The organism is Corallococcus sp. CA054B (genome assembly GCF_003611625.1).
GTDB classification, from domain to species: Bacteria; Myxococcota; Myxococcia; order Myxococcales; family Myxococcaceae; genus Corallococcus; species Corallococcus coralloides.
In genome coordinates this window covers 1-19,355 of the sequence record NZ_RAVY01000051.1, presented here as the reverse complement: position 1 = coordinate 19,355, position 19,355 = coordinate 1, and the positions used below count along the sequence as shown (strand labels likewise).

Sequence of the window (19,355 nt, the reverse complement as noted above, 5' to 3'; positions counted from 1 at the left end):
AACTTCCCGTTCACGGCCCGCGCTCGCGAAAGCGACCGCAATAGGACACGTCTGGTGTCCGCTGCATGGCACGGTGAGGGGATTCCGACCCGGGCCTCATTTTCCGGACAGCCCTCCCCCACACCGCGTGCGTGGCGCTCAGGCCAGCAACATGCCTCCGGTGACGCCCAGGATGTCCCCGTTGACGAAGCGCGACTCGTCACACGCGAGGAACACGTAGGAGGGCGCCAGCTCCGCGGGCTGGGCGGGCCTGCCCGTGGGCGAGCTCTTGCCGAACTCCTTCACCTTCTCCGCGTCGAAGGACTGCGGGATGAGCGGCGTCCACACCGGGCCTGGGGCCACGGCGTTGACGCGGATGCCGCGGCTGATGAGCTCCTGCGACAGGCCCTTGGTGAAGGCGACGATGGCGCCCTTCGTGGCGGCGTAGTCGAGGATCTCCGCGGAGGGCTGATACGCCTGGATGGACGCGGTGTTGATGATGGTCGCGCCCGGCTTCATGTGCGGCAGCGCGTACTTCACCAGGTGGAACATGGCGAGGATGTTGACCCGGAAGGTGCGCTCCACGCGCTCCGCGTCCAGCTCCTCGAACTTCTCCACCGCCTTGCCCTGGTAGGCCGCGTTGTTCACGAGCACGTCGATGCGGCCGAACTTCTTCACCGTGTCCTCGACGATGCGCTTGCAGGTGGCCTCCAGCGCCATGTCGCCCGCGAGCGCCAGCGCCTGCCGTCCGGAGCCTTCAATCACGCGGCGGGTGTGGTTCGCGTCGTCGCCTTCGTTGAGGTACGCGAACGCCACGTCCGCGCCCTCGCGCGCGAAGGCCAGGCACACCGCGCGGCCAATGCCGCTGTCCCCGCCCGTCACCAGCGCGACGCGGTCCTGCAGCCGGCCAAAGCCCTTGTACGACTGCTCGCCGTAGTCAGGCTCCGGCTCCATGCGGCCTTCATGGCCGGGAGTGGGCTGCGTCTGCTCAGGGAAGGGCGGCTTGGGGCCAGCGTTGCGGGGATCGGGATTGCGGGCCATGTCATCGCTCCGTGGGAAGGAAAGGCGTTTCCACACGGTGGAGACACTGGCGCGGGGCGGCAATCACGCGAGGGCCGCCTGCCCGCCCGCCGCCCGGCGACCCGGATGACTCAGGGCACCACGGAGAGCACGAAGTCCTGCGAGTGGAAGATGGCGCCCGTGCACGACGCCACGCCCGTGCATTCGGTCACGGCCCCCGTGAGGTCCGCGCCCAGCGTCAGCGTGTGGTTCGCCTGCGGGGTGGCCGCGGGAATCGAGACGGTGACCTTGTTCCCGTCCTGTGTGACGGGGAGCTCGCCGGGGGCCCGGCCCCCTTCGCGCAGGAGCAGCGCCTCCACGGGACCGGGGACCTCCGAGGAGGGCTCCCAGAGGAAGTCGTAGGACTGCCCCACGCGCAGCTTGTCCGGGGTGCCCTCGCCCTGGAACGTGAACTTGCGCTTGGCCTTGGCGTTCTGGACGACCAGGCGCACGGTGCTGGTGGCGTCCTGCAGCTGCACGACGAGGTCCTCCACCGGCTCGCGGCCCCAGGCGGCCGGGTCGAAGTTGAAGTAGACGCGGCTGTTCTCACACGCCTCCGAGCGCCCGCCCACGTCCGACGCGCCGCCCGGCACCAACGTCATGGGCTGGCCGTTGAGGGTGGCCGTCACGTCGTCGGCGAAGCGCGAGCACGGGCCGTCCGCCACCGAGTAGCTGACGGTGACCCGGTGCGCGCCCTGCGCGTCCGGCGTCTCCGCGTCGTCCACGTCCGCCAGCGCGAAGGTGAGCGAGCGGCCGGAGAGCTCCGCCAGCGACATCACCTTCGTCTCACCGCCGCCACAGCCGGTGAGCGCCACGAGCGCCCCCAGGACGGTGAAGCGGGACACGGTTCGACGCGGGCTCGGGGCGGGAAGGGTCATGGCGGCCGGCACCCTATCACTCCCGCGCCAGCAGTCCTTCGAGCCGCGCCTTCACGCCGGGCCACTCCGTGTCGATGAACCCGTAGTACGCGCTGTCCCGCACCACGCCGCCGCGCACCAGCATGTGGTTGCGCAGGATGCCCTCGAAGGAAGCACCCAGGCGCTCGATGGCCGCCCTGGAGCGCGCGTTGCGGCTGTCCGTCTTGAGCTGCACGCGCATCACGCCCAGCGACTCGAAGGCGTGCGTGAGCAGCAGGTACTTGCACTCGGTGTTCACCCGCGAGCGCCAGGCCCGCCGCGCCAGCCACGTGGAGCCGATCTCGAGCGTGCGGTAGTCGCGGGAGATGTCCAGGTAGCGCGTGGTGCCCACCACGGCTCCGCTCGCCCGTTCGACGATGGCGAAGGGCCGCTCGGTGCCCGCGGCGGCCGCCTTCAGCGCGCTGGCGACGTAGTCCGCGACGTCCGCCTCCGTGCGCAGCACGCGCGAGAAGTGGGCGAAGATTTCGGGCTCGCAGACCGCCGCGAGCGCGGGCACGTGCGCAAGCGTCAGCGGCTCCAGCCGCACCGCCCTCCCCTCCAGGGTGACGGGCGGGACGACGAGCGGCACGGGGTCACGGCGGGGAACGCCGACATCGGTGGGGAGCACGGGGTCCATGGACCGCTTCATGCCCCAAACCGGCCCTGGCGTGCAGGGCCGGTGAGACTCCAGGCCGGCTCAGAAGTACTTCTTGCGCTTGCTGCTGGGGAGGATGCCCAGCACCTCGCGGTACTTGGCCACCGTGCGGCGGGCGATTTCGGTGCCCTGCGAGCGCAGCAGCTCGACGATCTTCTGGTCCGAGTACGGGTTGCGAGGGTCTTCCTGCGACACCAACTGCTTGATGTGGTGCTTCACGGCCTCGCTGGCCGTGTCCTCGCCGGACACGCGCGCGATGGACGAGTTGAAGAAGTACTTCAGCTCGAAGATGCCCTGCGGCGTGTGCACGTACTTGCTGGTGGTGACGCGGCTGACGGTGGACTCGTGCATGCCGATGTCCTCCGCCACGTCGCGCAGGATGAGCGGCTTCAGGTGCGCGATGCCCTTGTCCAGGAAGTCCCGCTGGAACTTCACGATGCTCTCGGTGACCTTGTAGATGGTCCGCTGCCGCTGGTGGATGGAGCGGATGAGCCACATCGCGCTGCGCAGCTTGTCCTGGATGAACTCCTTCGTCTGCCCGGGGCTCACCGCGCCCGTCTTGAGCGCGTTCCGGTACATACCGGAGATGCGCAGCTTGGACAGGCCGTCGTCGTTGAGGACCACGGTGTAGTCGTCGTCCCCCAGCTTGTAGACGAAGACGTCGGGGGTGATGTACTGCGCGTCATCCCCGCTGAAGTTGCGGCCCGGCCGCGGGTCCAGCTTCGGGAGCAGCTTCGCCGCCGCGACCACCTCTTCCAAGGTGACCTTGAGGTCCTTGGCGATGGCCGGCAGGTTCTTGCTCTCCAGGTACTTCATGTGCCGCTTGATGATGAGGCCCAGGAGCGCCGCGTTCGGGTCCTTCATCGCCTGTAGCTGGATGAGCAGGCACTCCTGCAGGTCGCGCGCGCCGCAGCCGCGGGGCTCCAGGTTCTGGATGCGGCGCAGGGTGCGCTCGGCCACGTGCATGGGCACGTCCGCCTCGTTGGCCAGGCGGATGAGCGGATCGCCCTCCACTTCCGGCAGCTTGAGGTAGCCGTCGTCATCCAGGTTCCCCAGGATGAGCACGCCCACGCGGCGCTCGGCCTCGTTGAGCCGCAGCGTGCCCAGCTGCTCCTGGAGGTGGTCGACCAGGTCCTCCTTCTTCACCATGTTGGCTTCGAACGACGGCAGGTCGTCCGTGGCCACGTTGCCCTTGTTGGAGGCGGTGGTGGGCTCGTTGAACTGGTAGCTGTTGAGGTAGGACTCCCAGTCAATCTCCGGGGGGCCCTCGCCGTCCGCCTTGAACTCCTGGGCGGTCTCCGGCGTCGCCGACGGCAAATCCACGTCGCGCGCGATTTCCGTGTTGTCCGCTTCGAGCGAGGCCTCGCCAGGCTCCTTCTCGCTCACCTCGCCGGGCATGCCCTCCTCGGGCTGCTCCAGGAGGGGGTTCTGCTCCATCTCCTCGCGGACCTGGTCCAGGAGCTCCATTCGCGAGAGCTGGAGGAGCTTGATGGCCTGCTGCAGCTGGGGCGTCATCACCAGCTGCTGGGCGAGCTTCAGGCTCTGTTTGAGTTCCATCGCCATGTGGGGGCGTCTCCAGAAGGCTAGCGTGCCACTTGATTGGAGGTTCCAATCAAGGACCGTGCCAACCTAACAAGGACCCCCGGCTACGTCCAGTGCCCCAGCACATGGTTTCTGATTTGCAGCGTCAAAAATCCGCTGGAAATCCGACAGGTTGTCGCAACCCCTGCTCGCCTGGCAGATGTTCAGACGTCGACGCAAAAGCGGGGCCAACTTCACCACGAGCATCTGGAGACATACGGGGAGAGCGGCTTTTCACGGAGCCTGGAGACGGAACCGGTCTCCCAGGTAGACGGCCCTCGCGCGAGCCGAGCCGGCGATCTGCGCGGGGGTGCCCTCTTCCAGGATCTGCCCCTGTGCGATGATGTAGGCCCGGTCGCAGATGCCCAGGGTGTCCTGGACGTTGTGGTCGGTGATGAGGATGCCCAGGCCCCGCTCGCGCAGGAGGTGAATCTGGCGCTGGAGGTCGCCCACGTTGATGGGGTCCACGCCGGCGAAGGGCTCGTCGAAGAGGATGAAGCGGGGAGCGGGGATGAGGCTGCGGGCGATCTCGGCGCGCCGCCGCTCGCCGCCGGAGAGGGTCTCGCCCCAGGAGTCGGCGACGTGGGAGAGGCCGAACTCCTCCAGGAGGCTGTCCGCGCGCTGCTTGCGGTCCTGGGCGGTGAGCCCCTTCTGGAGCTCCAGCACGGCCAGGAAGTTCTCGCGCACCGTGAGCTTGCGGAAGACGGAGGCCTCCTGCGGCAGGTAGCCCACGCCGCGGCGCGCTCGGCGGTGCATGGGCAGGTGGGTGAGGTCCTCGTCGCCCACGCGCACGCGGCCCGCGTCCGGCGTCACCAGGCCCACCACCATGTTGAAGCTCGTCGTCTTCCCGGCGCCGTTGGGGCCCAAGAGGCCCACGACCTCACCGGGTGCGACGTTGAAGGACACGTCGCGGACCACCTGTCGCTTGCGGAAGGACTTCTGGAGCCCTTCGGCGAAGAGCTTCGCGTCGCTCATGGCGTCGTGCCCGGGGCCTTGGGCGCGGGGGCCTTCTTGCGGGTGCCAGGGGCGGCGGTGGTGGACGGGGAGTCCACGAGGATGCGGGCGTTCTCCACCTCCAGGCGCTCGCTGCCCAGGACGAGGCGCACCTTGGTGCCGGTGAGGTAGGTGTTGCCCTGACGGGCCTCCGGGGAGCCCGTCACCACCAGCACGCCCGAGGGCACGTCGTAGTCGGCGCGCTCGCCCCGGGCCTGCCGGTCGCCGTCCACGGCGCGCACGTTGCCGGCGCACACCACGCGCGTCACCTGGCGGGTGGCGTTGTAGTAGCCGGTCATCTTCTCGCAGCGGATGTCCATGGTCTGGTGCTTCACCACCACGTTGCCGGTGAGCACCGCCTGGTTGCGGTCGCCGGTGACGTGGTCCGCGGACAGGTCCACCGGGTTGCGCAGGCCCGTGGGCGCCAGCGACGAGCCCGGCGCGGGCGGCGGAGCGGCCGGAGTGCCCGCGTCGGGAGCCGAGGGCTTCGCGGCGGGCGCGGCGGGGGCACCGGGCTTCGGCGGGGCCGGGGCTGCCGGGCGGCCGGCCTGCGCGACGGCCGGTGCGGGCACGGCGGCCTGGGAGGACGCGGGCTGGGCCAGGAACAGCGCCATCACGAGGAACTCAATCACTCCGTCGCTCCACCCAGCACGGCTTGGACCGTGCCCTCGAAGGTGAACGTCTGGTCCGCGGAGGACAGCGTGAAGCGGTCCGCCCGCATCTGGTAGTCGGGGCCCCTCATCGTCACGCCCTCGTCGCCGTGGGCCCGCCGCGCGTCCGAGTCGTAGGTCAGCCGGGGGGTGTTGGCCACCAGGCCCTCCGCCGTCTGCACGACGACACCGCCCGACCCCACCCACCTCTTGGACGCGAGGCTGCCGTCCATATTCGGCGCGGTGATGAGGGTGTCCGCCCCCGAGCCGTCAGGCGAGCCCTGCGCGCCCTTCCCGGGGGGCAGGCGCACGACGACCTCGGTGGCCTGCACCTCGCCGCCCGCGCGCCGGTAGTTGACGCGCGAGGCGGTGCCGGAGACCTGGAGCGTGCCGCCCTCGTAGGAGCGCAGGTGCGCGCCCTCCAGCACCACGTCCGGGCGCGGCTCGTTCGCGCCCGGGGCCGGACGGCGCGGCGCGCAGGCGGTGGCGAGGAGTCCCAGGAAGCTCAAGGCAAGCAGGCGCGGCACGAGGCCCTCCTTATCACCGCGCCGGGGCGGACGGTGCGTCGGCGAGGGCCGGGGGAGCGTCCTCGGGAGGACGCGTCTTCCAGCGCTGATGCATCCACACCCACTGTTCGGGGGCGCGGCGGATGGCCGCCTCGATGCGCTGGGACAGCGCGGCGGTGAGCGCCTGCACGGCGGCTTCACGCTCCGCCGCGTCCGGGTGCGGCACCTCCTCCATGGTGAGCCGGTAGCCCTGGCCGTCTCGCTGACAGAAGCCCACCACCACCGCCGCGCCGGTGCGCAGCGCCAGGTCCGCCGCCGCGCGCGGGGTGGCCGCCAGCTCCCCGAAGAAGGGCACGAAGACGGACTGCACCTTGGTGTCCTGGTCGATGAGGATGCCCAGGATTTCGCCGTTGCGCAGCGCGCGGAGCATGGCCCGGGCCGCGCCCTCCTGGCCGCGCCAGATGCTCCGCACGCCGCCCTTCGCCCGGAAGTCCTCCACCAGCGCGGTGAGGCGCGGGTCGCTGGTCTCCTTCGCGATGCTCTGGCTGGGGTAGCCCGCCCTCGCCACGCGCCGGGCGAGCAGCTCCCAGTTGCCCACGTGGCCGGACACGAAGACGACGCCCTTCCCCTTCGCCAGCGCGGCCTCCAGCACCTGACGGTCCGCGTCCGGCCAGGACACCAGGGACTCCAGCCCGGCCTCCAGCGCCCGCGCGGAGGCGACCTCCAGGGCCGCGGCGGCCAGATGGCGGAAGGCGTCACGGGCGAGCGCGTCACGCTCCGCCCCGGTCCTTTCCGGGAAGGCACGGGCCAGCGACTTGAGCGCCTTCCTCCGCTCCCCGCCCGCGAGCGCGTACGCCCAGCCGCCCAGCGTCATACCCAGGGCGCGGGCCGTGCCCAGCGGCAGGAACTGGAGCAGGCGCAACATCCCGGCGATGAGCAGGTAGCGCAGGTAACGCTTGAGGCGCTTTGTTAAAGGGGGACGCTCCACGACGCGTCTCCATATCCCATGCGCGAATACAACTTCGACGGCCTCATTGGCCCGACCCATAATTACGCCGGCCTCTCGCCGGGCAACCTGGCGTCACAGCACCACGGCGGCCAGCCCAGCCACCCCCGGGAGGCGGCGCTCCAGGGGCTGGAGAAGATGCGCTTCGTGTCGGAGCTGGGGGTGGGCCAGGCGGTGCTGCCGCCCCAGCCGCGCCCCTCCCTGCGCACCCTGCGGGCCCTGGGCTTCACCGGCACCGACGAGGAGGTCATCACCCGCGCCGCGCGCGACGGGGAGCACCTCTTGCGCCTCACCTCCAGCGCCTCCGCCATGTGGACGGCGAACGCGGCCACCGTGGCGCCGTCGGCGGACACCGCGGACGGCCGGGTGCACCTGACGCCCGCGAACCTCACGCAGATGTTCCACCGCGCCATCGAGGCGGACACCACGCACGCGGTGCTGCGCGCCATCTTCGCGGACGCGAAGCACTTCCAGGTGCACGCGCCGCTGCCGGGCGCTTCGCACTTCGCGGACGAGGGCGCGGCCAACCACACGCGCCTCTTCACGCCGGGGCACAAGGCCGTGCACGTGCTCGCCTGGGGGCGCAGCGCGTGGCAGGACGTGAAGGGGCCGCAGCGCTTCCCCGCGCGACAGACGCTGGAGTCCAGCCAGGCCCTGGCGCGGCTGCACCAGCTGGCGCCGGAGCAGGTGGTGCTGCCGCAGCAGCATCCGGACGGCATCGACGCGGGCGCGTTCCACACGGACGTGCTCGCGGTGGGCAACGAGCGCTTCCTCATGCTGCACGCGCTGGCCTTCGTGGAGCACCCGAAGCTCCTCCAGACGCTGCGCGAGAAGCTGGGCGACGCCTTCCGCTTCGAGGTCGCGACGGACGCCGAGCTGCCGGTGAAGGACGCGGTGCGCGCCTACCCGTTCAACTCGCAGGTGCTGTCGCTGCCGGACGGCGGCATGGCCATCATCGCGCCCATCGAGAGCCGCGAGACGCCCACCGCCCGCGCCTTCCTGGAGCGCGTCGTCGCCGGGGACAACCCGGTGAAGGCGGTGCACTACCTGGACGTCCGGCAGTCCATGAACAACGGCGGCGGCCCGGCGTGCCTGCGTCAGCGCATCTCGCTCACGGACGCGGAGCGCGCCGCCATCACCGCGGACGTCTTCTACTCGCCGGCCCTGCATGAAGGGCTCGCGGCGTGGGTGCGCAAGCACTACCGCGACGTGCTCAAGCCGGAGGACGTGCGTGATCCGCAGCTCGCGCGCGAGACGATGACCGCGCTCGACGAACTGACGCGCCTGCTCAAGCTGGGCAGCGTCTACGACTTCCAGCAGTGACGTGAGGCGGCCCGCCCGCCTGCCCTCCGGCGCACCCGACGAGGGCAGGCACCCATGGCCGTCCCGTTCGGGTGGCAATGGCCGCCCGCGTCGTCCGGACACACCTTGTAGGCGAAGGAGGTGATGTCCCCCATGATTCCGAGTGCCATTCAAAGCTATCTGCGGCGCCATCGCGTCCCCTTCGAGCGGTATGCCCATGCCCGGGCCGTGACCGCGATGGAGCTCGTGGATGCCCTCAACGTGCCCGCATGGCGCGTGGCCAAGTCCGTCATCGTGCTGGCCGACCGGCAGCCGTGGATCGTCGTCGTGCCCGCCATGGCGACCGTGGACCTGCGGCAGGTCCGCCACACGCTGGGCGTCCGCACCACGCGGCTCGCGGCCGAGTCCGAGTTCACCGACCACTTCCCCGACTGCGAGACGGGCGCCGAGCCTCCCTTCGGCGAGCTGTACGGCCTGCCCGTCGCGATGGACGAATCCCTGAGCGTCAACGAGCGGCTGCTGTTCCGCGCCGGTTCGCACGAGGAGGCATTGGAGATGCGCTTCCAGGACTTCGCGCGCCTGGAGTGGCCGTTGGTCGCCTCCTTCATCCAGCCGCTCTCGCGTGAAGAAGAGGAGAAGGCGCCGTCATACGGAGCGTCCTCGGAGGACTCAGGCGCGTCGGCCTGAGGTCCTCAGGGCAGGGGAGCGTCGCTGACCGCTGGTGACCCCGGCGGCTCCGGTTCCTGGCCCTTCGCATCCTCCAGCAGCGCCTTCTTGTGTGCGTCCTGCAGCGCACGCTCGCGGTCCTCCAGCCGCGCCGCCCAGGCCTCACCCTCCGCGCGCCGAGCATCCTTGAGCGGCATGAGTCGCAGGCCCTCGTGCACCGAGCGCGCCGCCGCGTCGTAGCGCGACAGCAGCTCCTGCAACCGGGCCACCGCGAAGTGGCTCTCCGGACCGGGCAGCAGTCCCACGACCGAGCGGCGCTGCTCCAGCGCCCGGGCCAGCAGGCCTTCCTTTTCGAAGCTGTCCGCCTCCAGCGACAGCAGGCGTGCGCGCTGCCGCAGGTCGGCCAGGTACGGCACCACGGCGGCCAGCGTGTCCCTCGACTTGCGCGTGAGCCCATCCTCCTGCTGCCGCGTGGCCAGCGTGAAGGACAGCTCCACGTCATGTGGGAAGCGCTTCACGAGCGCCTCCAGGGACTGGAGTGCCTCCGCGCGCTTTCCCTGCGCACGCCATACCTCCGCGCGCAGCAGGTGCGTGGCCAGTGCATCCGGGGCGCGCCGCTCCACCTCCGCGCAGGCCGCCTCCGCCGCGGGGAGCTCTCCCTGGGCCAGCCGTCCGCGCGCTTCCTGCATCCACAGCGCGGTGGCTTCGGGCCGGCCTTCGAAGTGTTCACGCGCCCAGACGAGCCATTCGAGTCCCAGCGCGCGACGCGAGGGCCCGGCGAGCAGCGCCTCCGCCAGCTCCACTCCCTGCCCTGGCGCTTCGGACGTGAGGGTCTTCAGCTCCTCGACCGTGCGGGCCCGGGGCATCGCCTCGCTGATCAGCACGCGCGTGTCCCCGGTCTCGTGCGCGAGCCGGTACTCCAGGAAGGCCTGTTCGCGCCGGCCCAGGTGCAGCAGGGCCCGTGCGGCCACGCGGTGCGCGGGCGCATCCAGGGGCCGCAGGTACAGCGTGTGATTGACGAAGCTCAGCGCGTCCTTCGCGCCTTCGGCGCCATTCGACGCGGAGGCCATCGCCATCAGCCGGTACAGCAGGTAGTCCGCCGGGTGCACGTCGATGAGCTGGAGCCCCAGCGCTCGCACCTCCGCGACCGGTGCCCTCGCCGCTACGCGCTCCGCCAGCAGCGCCTCCGCGTCCGCCATCCTCCGCCGCCCCGGCACGAGCGCGATGAGCATCACGACCGTGAGCCCTGTCGCCATCGCCAGCGCGGGCCTGACGGGCAGCGTGCCTGTCTTCGTGCGGCGCGCGGCCATGCGCTCGGCTTCACGGGGCCGGGCCACCGCGCCCAGCACCACCGCGACCGCCACCGCGCACGCGGGCAATTCCAGGCTGAAGTCGAAGAGGTTGTGCAGCGCCAGCGCCGCCACGCCGGACAGCGCCGCCAGCTCCACGGGCCCATGGTCCTCGCGCCGCACGCGCTTCACGAAGGCCCAGATGGCCAGCCCGAGCAGCAGCAGTCCCGGCACACCCCACTCCGCCGCCACCTGCAACACCGCGTTCTCCGGGTGCGTGAAGGTGTTGGGGTTGGGCTCGGTCTGGTAGCGCGGGAAGGCGGCCTCGAACGCGCCGCGCCCCATGCCCAGCACAGGGAAGGCGCGGGCCGCGCGGGCCATCATCGGCCAGGGCTCCACCTTGCCGCGGCGCAGGGACTCCACCCCGTCCACGGTGCGCGCCTCCGCCCACAGCTGATCCGCCGCCAGGTACGCGCCCACGGACAGCGTCGCCAGCAGTCCCAGCAGCACCGCCGCGCCCCGTCCCCATGCGGGCCGAGCGGGAGTGCGCGCCTCGCGACGCTGCTTCATCAGCCACGCGGCGAGCAGCACCTGCCCGAAGACGAAGAACACGATGCCCGCGCGAGACAGCGACAGCAGCACGCCCGCGCCGGAGACGAGCGCCGCCATCGCGAAGGGCCATGCGCGCGCACGCGGCTGCTTCGACAGGGCGAGCCCCACCGCCACCGTCGCGCACAGCCCCAGGAAGCCCGCCAGGTGGTTGGGATTTCCGAACGGCGTCACCAGCGGAGGCCGCGCATGCACGTACGCCCGCAGTCCGAACAGCGTCTCCACGCCGAACAACGCGTGTCCCAACCCCACCGTCGCCACCGCCGCGCCCGTGAACGCCAACACCGCGAGCAGCCGCTGCCGAGACACACGAGCGCGACACACCTGCACCGCCGCGACGAACGTGAGGAGATAGGCCACGTGCTTCGCCAGCTCACGCCAGGTGGCGGAAGGCTCCAGCGATACCGGCCGCCAGCCCGTGAGCCCCAGCGGAACGAGCACGTCCTCGCGCAGCGCCGCGGCCTCCGGGCTCACCCAGGCGAGCAGTCCGGGTGGCAGTGGCACGAGCTGCAACGCGCACAGCACGACGGCGCCCACCAGCGGCGCGGCGAGGAGCGGCACGCGCGGGGTCTCTCCCTGGCGCCGGGCCCCTACGAAGGCCAGCACCGCCGCGGCTCCGGACAGCACGCCCAGCGGCCAGGACACCCAGTGCGCCGCGCCACCGAGCGCCACCGGGCCCAGCACCACCAATGCCGCGAGCGCCACTTCCGCGTAGACGGTGTACCGGGAGACGCGGTGGGAGCCAGGAGCCATGCGCGGCGCGGGAGTATGTCACGCTCATGGCGAGTCTCCGGAGCTTGTCCCCTTGGCCAGCGGGCGTGACGCCTGGATGCCTCCTCCCCGGCGCGGCCTTCTTCCAGGGCCTGGGCCCGCGAATGAACGCCCCGCCCGGGACACCGCTTGCATCCGGGGAACCATCTGGCATCTTCCCCCGACCCCATGCGTCGCTTCCTGCTCACCGCCGCCGTCCTCTGCGCCTCCCTCTCCGGCCTCACCGCGTGCAAGAGCGCATGCCGCGAGTTGTCCGAGAAGCTCTGCGAGTGCGCCCTGAACTCGGTGGAGAAGCAGGCCTGCCAGCAGCGCGCCGCCGACGAAGAGGGCCGCGTGGAGCCCGTCGCCGAGGACGAGGCCGTCTGCGAGGCGAAGCTCGACGGCTGCGACTGCCGCGCCATCGAGACCGAAGAGGGCAAGAAGGCCTGCGGCCTCGCTCGCTGAAGTCGCCAGGCCGCGAGGTTCGACCTTCCCGGCCCCGAAGGGGCCAAGCCTCAGCCGCTGAGCATCACCCGCTGAAGGCGCGCTGTCGCGAGGCTCAAGCGCCCGGGGCCACTCGCGCCGGAGCCGGCTGCGTGGACGCGCCATCCACCCACGGCTGCAGCCCGCGCCGCACCCGCGTGCGCCACGGCGTCTCCCCCCACCGGTGCACCGCCACCGACGCGGGCACCAGCAACACCAGCAGCACCGCCAGGAAGCGCGTGGGCGACGACAGGTCCACGAACCGCTCCAGCCAGTGCACCATCTCGCTGACCGGGTACTGCAGCAGGTACAGCGCGTAGCTGGCCCCGCCCAGGTGCACCAGCCACGGCCGCGCCAGCACCTGCCCCAGCGGACCACCGCCGCGCGCCAGCCCGTACACCAGCAGCGCCGACGCGGGCGCCAGCAGCGCGTTGTGCATCAGCGGATACGGAATCCACGCGCCCTGAGAGAAGCCCGCGACCAGCAGCGCCGCGCCCGCCAACGCCATCACCGCGCCGGAGCGCCGGGCCGTCGCCGCCGCCCGCTCCCGCACGAACACGAGCCCCAGCAGCACGCCCAGCAGGAACTCCGGCAGGCGCGCCAGCGGGTTCAACTTCACCACCGCCAGCCACATGCCGCCGGACGCCGCGTCCAGCGTGCCCGGCCCGTCCGGCCGCAGCACCAGATAGAGCACCGGCGGCAGCAGCCCCAACAGCCACACCCCCACCAGGGCCGCCGTCATGCGCGCGCCCCGGAAGCGCTCCAGCCGCCCGGCCAGCGCCGGGAACACCGCGTAGAAGAACGCCTCCACCGACACGGACCAGGACGGCGGGTTCCAGTACAGCGCCAGCTTCGGCACCCATGACTGGAGCAGCATCAGCGTGGTGAGCCCCGCCGTGGTCAGCTTCGCCGCCGCCACCGGCACGGAGTTCGCCGCCAGCGAGCCCTGCGCCGTGGGCACCGCCGACAGCAGGAACATCAGGAGGAACACCGGGTAGACGCGCGCCACCCGCGCGCTCCAGAAGGCCCAGGGCGGGGTCTGCATCCCGCCGGCCGTGTCCACGTAGTTGTACGCGAGCACGAAGCCGGACAGGAGGAAGAAGACCCCCACGGACGCATAGCCAGAGGCCACCACCTGCACCATCCACTCCGGCGCCACGCCCTGCAGGCAGGGGGTGCCGAAGTGGAACAAGACAACGTGCAGGGCCGCCAGGAAGCGCAGCCCTGTCAGTGCATCCAGCGAGCCTCCGGACTGCTGCTTCATCTACTTGTTGCGACCGATGCCGAAGTAGGTGAAGCCCTGCTCACGCATGCGCGCGGGCTGGAAGATGTTGCGGCCGTCGAACACCACCGGCGTCTTCATCAGCGACTTCATGCGCGCGAAGTCCGGGTGGCGGAACTCGTTCCACTCCGTCACCACGAACAGGCCGTCCACGCCCTCCAGCGCGTCGTACGGCAGCTCCGCGTAGCGGATGCGGTCGCCGAAGACGCGCTTCGCCGCGTGCGCGGCCACCGGGTCGTGCGCGATCACCGTCGCGCCCTTGCCGATGAGGCCCTCGATGACCTCGATGGACGGCGCCTCGCGCATGTCGTCCGTCTTCGGCTTGAACGCCAGGCCCCAGACTCCGAACTTCTTGCCCTCCAGCGACCCGTAGTGCTTCACGGCCTTGTTCACGAGCAGCTTCTTCTGCCGCTCGTTGGTGCGCTCCACCGCGCGCAGCAGGTCCAGTTCCAGGCCGTACTCACGCGCCGTGGTGACGAGCGCCTTCACGTCCTTGGGGAAGCAGGAGCCGCCGTAGCCCACGCCGGGGAAGAGGAACGGGTAGCCGATGCGCTTGTCCGCGCCCAGGCCCTTGCGCACGAAGTCCACGTCCGCGCCCACCTTCTCGCAGAGCGCGGCCACGTCGTTCATGAACGAGATGCGCGTCGCGAGCATCGCGTTCGCCGCGTACTTCGTCAGCTCCGCGGAGCGCGTGTCCATGAACAGGATGGGGTTCTCCGTGCGCACGAACGGCGCGTACAGCTCCCCCATGATGTTGCGCGCGCGCTCCGTGTCCGCGCCAATGACGACGCGGTCCGGCTTGAAGAAGTCGTCCAGCGCGGCGCCTTCCTTCAGGAACTCCGGGTTGGAGACGACGTCGAACTCCACGTCCGTCACCTTGGCGATGGCCTCGCGAACCTTGTCCGCGGTGCCCACCGGCACGGTGCTCTTGTCCACCACCACCGTGTACTGCTTCATCGCGCGGCCCACCGCCTGCGCCGCCGCGAGCACGTACTGGAGATCCGCCTCGCCGCTCTCACCTTCCGGCGTGCCCACGGCAATGAACACGGCCTGGGCGTTCTGCACGCCCTCCGCCAGGTTCGTGGTGAACGTGAGGCGCTTCTCCTTCACGTTCTTCTTGATGAGCTCCTCGAGACCCGGCTCGTAGATGGGGACCTGTCCATCCTGGAGCATGCGGATCTTCCGCTCGTCGATGTCCACGCACGCGACGTCGTTGCCCGAGTCCGCGAAGCAGGTGCCCGCGACGAGTCCGACGTAACCCGATCCGATAATGGCAATGCGCATTCTTTGAGTGTCCTGGTTTCGACAGGTGGCGTCATGAACTCATACGCCGACCGGAGCACTGAAAGAAAGCCCGGGCACGACGGACCGCCGAGCGACCAGACAGCCTTATCGCCCCGTGAGGAGGCGCCGCAGTCGATCCACACCCCGCAGGGCGGAGGAACGTCCGGGGGTGCTCACCGGACCCACCACGCCCCGGTCCAGCAGCTCACGGGTCGCGCGGCGCAGCGGCGGGAACGCGGCGGTCGCCTGTGCCTCCGCCTCCGGGAACAGACGCGCCACGATGGCCAGCGACGTGTAGAGGGCGCGCTCCAGGCCGAACGCCTCCGCGCGCGCGAGCAGCGCCGGGACATCCATCGGGCGCGAGTACACGCCGCCCATCCAGGTGGCGCCGGTGATGAGCTCGCGCAAATCCACGAACGACAGCCACGGCACGTCATACCCGTGGTGGGCCTGGTCCAGCGCGGTGAGGAGCAGCGCGTCCTCCAGCTCCGGGCGGAAGACGGACTGTCCGTAGACCTTCATGGGTCGGGCGCGCTCGAAGATGCCGGCCAACTGCTCACGTCGGTTCGCGCCCAGCACGTCCGCGTAGATGTGGATGGGGGTGCGGCCGTCGGACACGACGCGCGCCGCGCCGCTGTTCGTCGTGTCCTCTTCCGGGACGAACTCGTGGTTGGACAGGTAGCCGGCGAAGCCGTCCACGTCCATGCGGCGCACCAGCACCTGGATGTCCAGCACGGGCCGGAAGCCCACGTGCGGATAGAGCGCCTCCGCGAAGGCCGCGCCGCCCAGCAGCAGGATCTTGCGGCCCTCCAGCTGATCCACGATGCGCTTGAAGTGGACCAGCTTCATGACGTTGTCGTTCACGGAGCCGGTGTAGATGGACATCATCCGGTCGCGGGCCCACTCGGGCGCCTCGCCCCCGCCCATCCGGTACTCCAGGTTGTACGCCGCGAGCGGCGCCAGGCCCTGCGCGATGGCCCAGTCGACGTACGCCTCCCAGGGCGCGCCCCGAAGCTTTCCGCGCGGGGGCTCGAAGGAGGACAGGACCCGGAAGGTATCAAGGAGGCTGGGCGCCATGGTGCGGCACCTTTAATGGGCCGGGGCTGCCCGCCGCAATCACCGTCTTCCAGCAGGCGAGCGGACGGGCCGTGGCGCCCCTGGCTCCGCTCCCGTCCCGGGCGGGGGCCGGATGCCGCGCAGCCGCCGCAGCGCGTACCGCACCATGGGCCGGGCCCGGGGCGCCAGGGCCAGCTTCGCGGCGATCCATGCCGGCTTGTTCTTCGCCAGCTCCGCGCCCACCAGCCGGGGCCCGGAGAACAGCCGCGTCGCCAGGGCACGCTGCCACCGGGGCGGTGAGAGCGCCTTGAGCACCCAGGCGGGCACGGGTGCGTCCAGCAGCCGTTGCGCGGCATCCCACGCGTACCAGACCAGGTGGGGCAGCTCCGTGCGCCGCGCGCGCGTCACCACCCGGTCCCAGTCGAGCCAGGGGTGCGCCCGCGCCAGCAGCTTCAGGTCGAACAGCCAGGCCAGCCGCTGGAGCAGGTGGTTGCTCGCGTGCAGGGACAGGTACACGGCCTCGTCCTCCGGGCACAGGTAGCGCACGGAGTGGCCGTCCAGCGTCGCGTCCACCGCCCGCGCCACCAAGGCGTCGCCCTCCAGCGACAGGCCGTAACCCGTGAGCGCGCGGTAGTGCAGCTCCACCAACCCGTCCGGGCCGGTGAGCTCCATGTGGTGCGCGTCGTCCCGGTCCACGTCGCCGGCCTGGGTGGTGAGCCCCATCCCCTCCAGCGCATGCACGGCGCACAGCACCCGGGCGCGCGGCACCAGCAGGTCCACGTCGTTCGTCGCGCGCTGGAGCGGCTCCGGGTAGAGCCTGAGCGCCAGCCCGTAGCCCTTGAGCAGCACCGGCGTCACGCCCACCGCCGTCAGCGCCGTCAGGCTCCGCGACAGGAGCGACCGCACGCGCATGCCCCGCGCCGCGCTCAGCCGGGCCTCGCGGGTGAGCAGCGCGGCGGCGTCCGGGGTCAGCGTCCAGTCCGCCTTCGCGAGCGCGTGCTCGACGAAGCCCGCCAGGCCGTGGCGCACGGCGGCCTTCACCAGCGCGTCACAGTCGCCTTCGCTCGCAGGCCTGGGAGCATCCGGCACCTCCGGCCACGCATGGAGCAGGGTCAGCAGGGCCGGGGTGGCGTTCATGGGCTCACCGCCGGAGCGCGATGATGCGCTGGGGCTCCGCGGCTTCCAGCGCCACCAGCTGCCCCACGCGTTCGGCCACCACGTCCGCGACCACCTCCAGCGCCAGCTCCTCGTCCCGGTCGATGGCGGCCCGGCCATCCCGCCAGACCAGGCGCAGCGCGCCGAGCAGGGCCGCCTCCTCTTCCTTCACGTCCAGGCGAACCTCCAGCGCGGCCTCGGCGCCGGCGTCCGGGTGCTGGGACTCGAAGACGACGCCCGCGTTCACGTCCTCGTGCGGGCGGCGCAGGCGCAGCTCCAGCGCGGACAGGCTCAGCCCCGCGGACAGCGGACGGACGGCGTTCCACACCTCCTGGAACGAACCGGCCGCGCGTACCGCCGCGGTGACGGAGCGCACCAGCGAGCGCAGCTCCAGGTTGCGATGGCGCGTCTGCTGGACCGCGTCCATGCGGCGCACGTCCAGGTAGCCCAGCTTGCGCATCAGCACCATGATGACCACGCCGACGCCACAGAGCAGCAGCGCGCTCTGCAAGCTGTTGGCGAAGTTGAGCGCCAGCGCGGTGACCATGAACAGCGTGCACAGCGCGTAGAGCACCAGCACGGTGGTGCGGTGGGACAACAGCAGGCGGCTCATCAGCCGGTGGTGGATGTGCTCCTTGTCCGCGCTGAACATGGGTCTGCCCAGGAGCGAGCGGCGCACCATGGCCAGCAGCGTGTCCATGATGGGCAGGCCCAGCGCCATCACCGGCACGAGCAGCGCCACCGCGGTGCCGCTCTTCGTCGACGTCTTGATGGACACCGCCGCGAGCACGAAGCCCAGGAACATGCTGCCCGTGTCCCCCATGAAGATGGAGGCCGGGTTGAAGTTGAACACCAGGAACCCGAGGATGGCGCCCGCGAGCGACACCATCAGCAGGCACAGCAGCACGTCCCCGCGCATCAGCGCGAGCAGGAAGTGGGTGCCCACGCCGAAGAACGCGACGCCGCCCGCCAGCCCGTCCAACCCGTCAATGAGGTTGAGCGCGTTGATGACGCCCACCACCCACACCACGGTCAGGGGCAGGCTCAGGAGCCCCAGCGTCAGCTCCGCGCCGAAGGGGTTGGCCAGCACCTCGATGCGGAAGCCCAGCGCGTACAGGCCCAGCGCCACCGCGACCTGCACGGAGAACTTCAGCTTCGCGCCCGCGCCCTTGAGGTCGTCGTAGAAGCCCAGCCCCGCGATGATGGCGCCGCCCACGAAGAGGCCGACGATGAGCGACGTCTGCGAGACAAACTGGTCCCCCACGCCCGAGTCCACGATGAACAGCGCGCACAAGGGCGCGAAGAAGCCGCCCACGATGCCAATGCCGCCCAGCCGGGGAATGGGCCGCACATGCACCTTGCGGCTGGAGTTCACCTGGTCCAACCAGCCCCACGCCAGCGCACGCTCACGCACGCGCCACGTGAGCACCAGCGCCACGAGGAGCGACACGAGGAAGGCGATGAAGAAGGTGACCATGCGAGAGGAGCGTCCACCCGCATCGTGACGGCCACCGGAGCAGCGCGTCAACGTCCTGGCGTCGCAGTTGCGTCACGCCCCGCCTGCCTCCTTGCTGGGACGGGCGGCGATGTCGGGCCAGGTGAGCCCTCCAGGCCCTACATCTGCGGGCCCGCGAGCAGCGCCGCGCCAATGGCGCCGGACAGGTCCCCCAGCTCGGCGATGCGCATCGCGGGCTTGCGCTCCGTGATGAACAGGTGCGGTTGCATGGCGTCCTGGAGGTGGCCCATGTACATGGGGCCCAGCCGGGACCCCAGCCCGCCTCCGATGACGACGGCCTCCAGGTCCAGCAGGTTGATGACGGAGGCAATGGCCACGCCCATCATGTCGATGGCCCGCTCGATGAGCCGCGTCGCCAGCGGGTCCTTCTGCTTCAGCGCGCTCGCCCAGACGCTGCTGGACAGGCGCGTGCGCTTCTTGTCGCGCATGATGTCGAAGAGGATGGTCTTCTCCCCCTTCTTCGCCGCCGAGCGCGCCTTGCGCTCCATGCACGCGCGCCCCGCGTAGGCCTCCAGGCAGCCGCGCCGGCCGCAGCCACAGCGTGCGCCGTTGGGCTTCACCACCATGTGGCCAATCTCGCCAGCGGAGCCCTGCCCGCGCCACGGCACGCCGTTGAGCACCAGGCCCCCGCCCACCCC

General features: G+C 71.0%; 18 protein-coding genes. 3 read left to right on the top strand and 15 right to left on the bottom strand.

What is annotated here, in order from left to right; genetic code table 11:
- Positions 1 to 138 precede the first annotated feature (138 nt).
- The 8 genes from D7V80_RS15195 to D7V80_RS15160 all read right to left on the bottom strand — a co-directional run bounded on the left by D7V80_RS15195 (position 139) and on the right by D7V80_RS15160 (position 7,307).
- Positions 139 to 1,020, bottom strand: coding sequence for an SDR family oxidoreductase (locus D7V80_RS15195; protein WP_120588844.1), 882 nt, complete (start codon positions 1,018 to 1,020; stop codon positions 139 to 141).
- 110 nt (positions 1,021 to 1,130) lie between these two features.
- The gene (locus D7V80_RS15190) at positions 1,131 to 1,916 is read right to left on the bottom strand and encodes a hypothetical protein (protein ID WP_120588843.1); all 786 of its coding nucleotides are present in this window, start codon (positions 1,914 to 1,916) and stop codon (positions 1,131 to 1,133) included.
- 16 nt (positions 1,917 to 1,932) lie between these two features.
- Positions 1,933 to 2,571, bottom strand: a complete 639-nt coding sequence (locus D7V80_RS15185) for a GNAT family N-acetyltransferase (protein ID WP_120588842.1) — start codon at positions 2,569 to 2,571, stop codon at positions 1,933 to 1,935.
- A 60-nt stretch (positions 2,572 to 2,631) separates the two neighbouring features.
- Positions 2,632 to 4,152, bottom strand: coding sequence for an RNA polymerase factor sigma-54 (gene rpoN / locus D7V80_RS15180; protein ID WP_120588841.1), 1,521 nt, complete (start codon positions 4,150 to 4,152; stop codon positions 2,632 to 2,634).
- 252 nt (positions 4,153 to 4,404) lie between these two features.
- Positions 4,405 to 5,145 carry an LPS export ABC transporter ATP-binding protein gene (lptB, locus tag D7V80_RS15175; protein WP_120588840.1) on the bottom strand — a complete coding sequence of 247 codons (741 nt, stop codon included), beginning with the start codon at positions 5,143 to 5,145 and terminating at the stop codon, positions 4,405 to 4,407.
- Positions 5,142 to 5,795 (bottom strand): LptA/OstA family protein, encoded by a 654-nt coding sequence (locus tag D7V80_RS15170; RefSeq protein WP_120588839.1) that lies wholly within the window; start codon positions 5,793 to 5,795, stop codon positions 5,142 to 5,144. The genes lptB and D7V80_RS15170 overlap by 4 nt, the downstream gene beginning before the upstream one ends.
- Positions 5,792 to 6,340, bottom strand: a complete 549-nt coding sequence (lptC, locus tag D7V80_RS15165) for an LPS export ABC transporter periplasmic protein LptC (protein ID WP_120588838.1) — start codon at positions 6,338 to 6,340, stop codon at positions 5,792 to 5,794. Before lptC ends, D7V80_RS15170 begins: the two co-directional genes overlap by 4 nt.
- A 13-nt stretch (positions 6,341 to 6,353) precedes the next feature.
- Entirely contained in the window at positions 6,354 to 7,307 is a 954-nt protein-coding gene (locus tag D7V80_RS15160; protein ID WP_120588837.1) for a lysophospholipid acyltransferase family protein, read from the bottom strand.
- 18 nt (positions 7,308 to 7,325) lie between these two features.
- On the opposite strand from D7V80_RS15160, the gene astB reads away from it, so the two are divergent.
- Complete coding sequence (gene astB, locus D7V80_RS15155; protein WP_120588836.1) at positions 7,326 to 8,648, top strand: N-succinylarginine dihydrolase; 1,323 nt, start codon at positions 7,326 to 7,328, stop codon at positions 8,646 to 8,648.
- 132 nt (positions 8,649 to 8,780) lie between these two features.
- Positions 8,781 to 9,314, top strand: coding sequence for an aminoacyl-tRNA deacylase (locus D7V80_RS15150; protein WP_120588835.1), 534 nt, complete (start codon positions 8,781 to 8,783; stop codon positions 9,312 to 9,314).
- A gap of 5 nt (positions 9,315 to 9,319) precedes the next feature.
- On the opposite strand, the gene D7V80_RS15145 is transcribed toward D7V80_RS15150, so the two are convergent.
- Complete coding sequence (locus D7V80_RS15145) at positions 9,320 to 11,944, bottom strand: O-antigen ligase family protein (protein WP_120588834.1); 2,625 nt, start codon at positions 11,942 to 11,944, stop codon at positions 9,320 to 9,322.
- Positions 11,945 to 12,130: 186 nt separating this feature from the next.
- On the opposite strand from D7V80_RS15145, the gene D7V80_RS15140 reads away from it, so the two are divergent.
- Positions 12,131 to 12,406, top strand: a complete 276-nt coding sequence (locus tag D7V80_RS15140; protein WP_120588833.1) for a hypothetical protein — start codon at positions 12,131 to 12,133, stop codon at positions 12,404 to 12,406.
- 94 nt (positions 12,407 to 12,500) lie between these two features.
- On the opposite strand, the gene D7V80_RS15135 is transcribed toward D7V80_RS15140, so the two are convergent.
- The 6 genes from D7V80_RS15135 to D7V80_RS15110 form a co-directional block, all read right to left on the bottom strand.
- A complete protein-coding gene (locus tag D7V80_RS15135; protein ID WP_120588832.1) occupies positions 12,501 to 13,688 on the bottom strand; it encodes an acyltransferase in 1,188 nt (395 codons plus the stop codon).
- Positions 13,689 to 14,990, bottom strand: coding sequence for a UDP-glucose/GDP-mannose dehydrogenase family protein (locus D7V80_RS15130; RefSeq protein WP_120588831.1), 1,302 nt, complete (start codon positions 14,988 to 14,990; stop codon positions 13,689 to 13,691).
- A gap of 105 nt (positions 14,991 to 15,095) precedes the next feature.
- Positions 15,096 to 16,067 (bottom strand): nucleotidyltransferase family protein, encoded by a 972-nt coding sequence (locus tag D7V80_RS15125; protein ID WP_120576822.1) that lies wholly within the window; start codon positions 16,065 to 16,067, stop codon positions 15,096 to 15,098.
- Between the two features lie 39 nt (positions 16,068 to 16,106).
- Positions 16,107 to 17,183 carry a nucleotidyltransferase family protein gene (locus D7V80_RS15120; RefSeq protein ID WP_199738650.1) on the bottom strand — a complete coding sequence of 359 codons (1,077 nt, stop codon included), beginning with the start codon at positions 17,181 to 17,183 and terminating at the stop codon, positions 16,107 to 16,109.
- Positions 17,184 to 17,187: 4 nt separating this feature from the next.
- Positions 17,188 to 18,678, bottom strand: coding sequence for an MraY family glycosyltransferase (locus D7V80_RS15115; RefSeq protein ID WP_120588830.1), 1,491 nt, complete (start codon positions 18,676 to 18,678; stop codon positions 17,188 to 17,190).
- A gap of 137 nt (positions 18,679 to 18,815) precedes the next feature.
- Positions 18,816 to 19,355, bottom strand: a 540-nt coding sequence (locus D7V80_RS15110) for an ROK family protein (RefSeq protein WP_147447111.1), incomplete at its 5' end; no start/stop codon positions are given.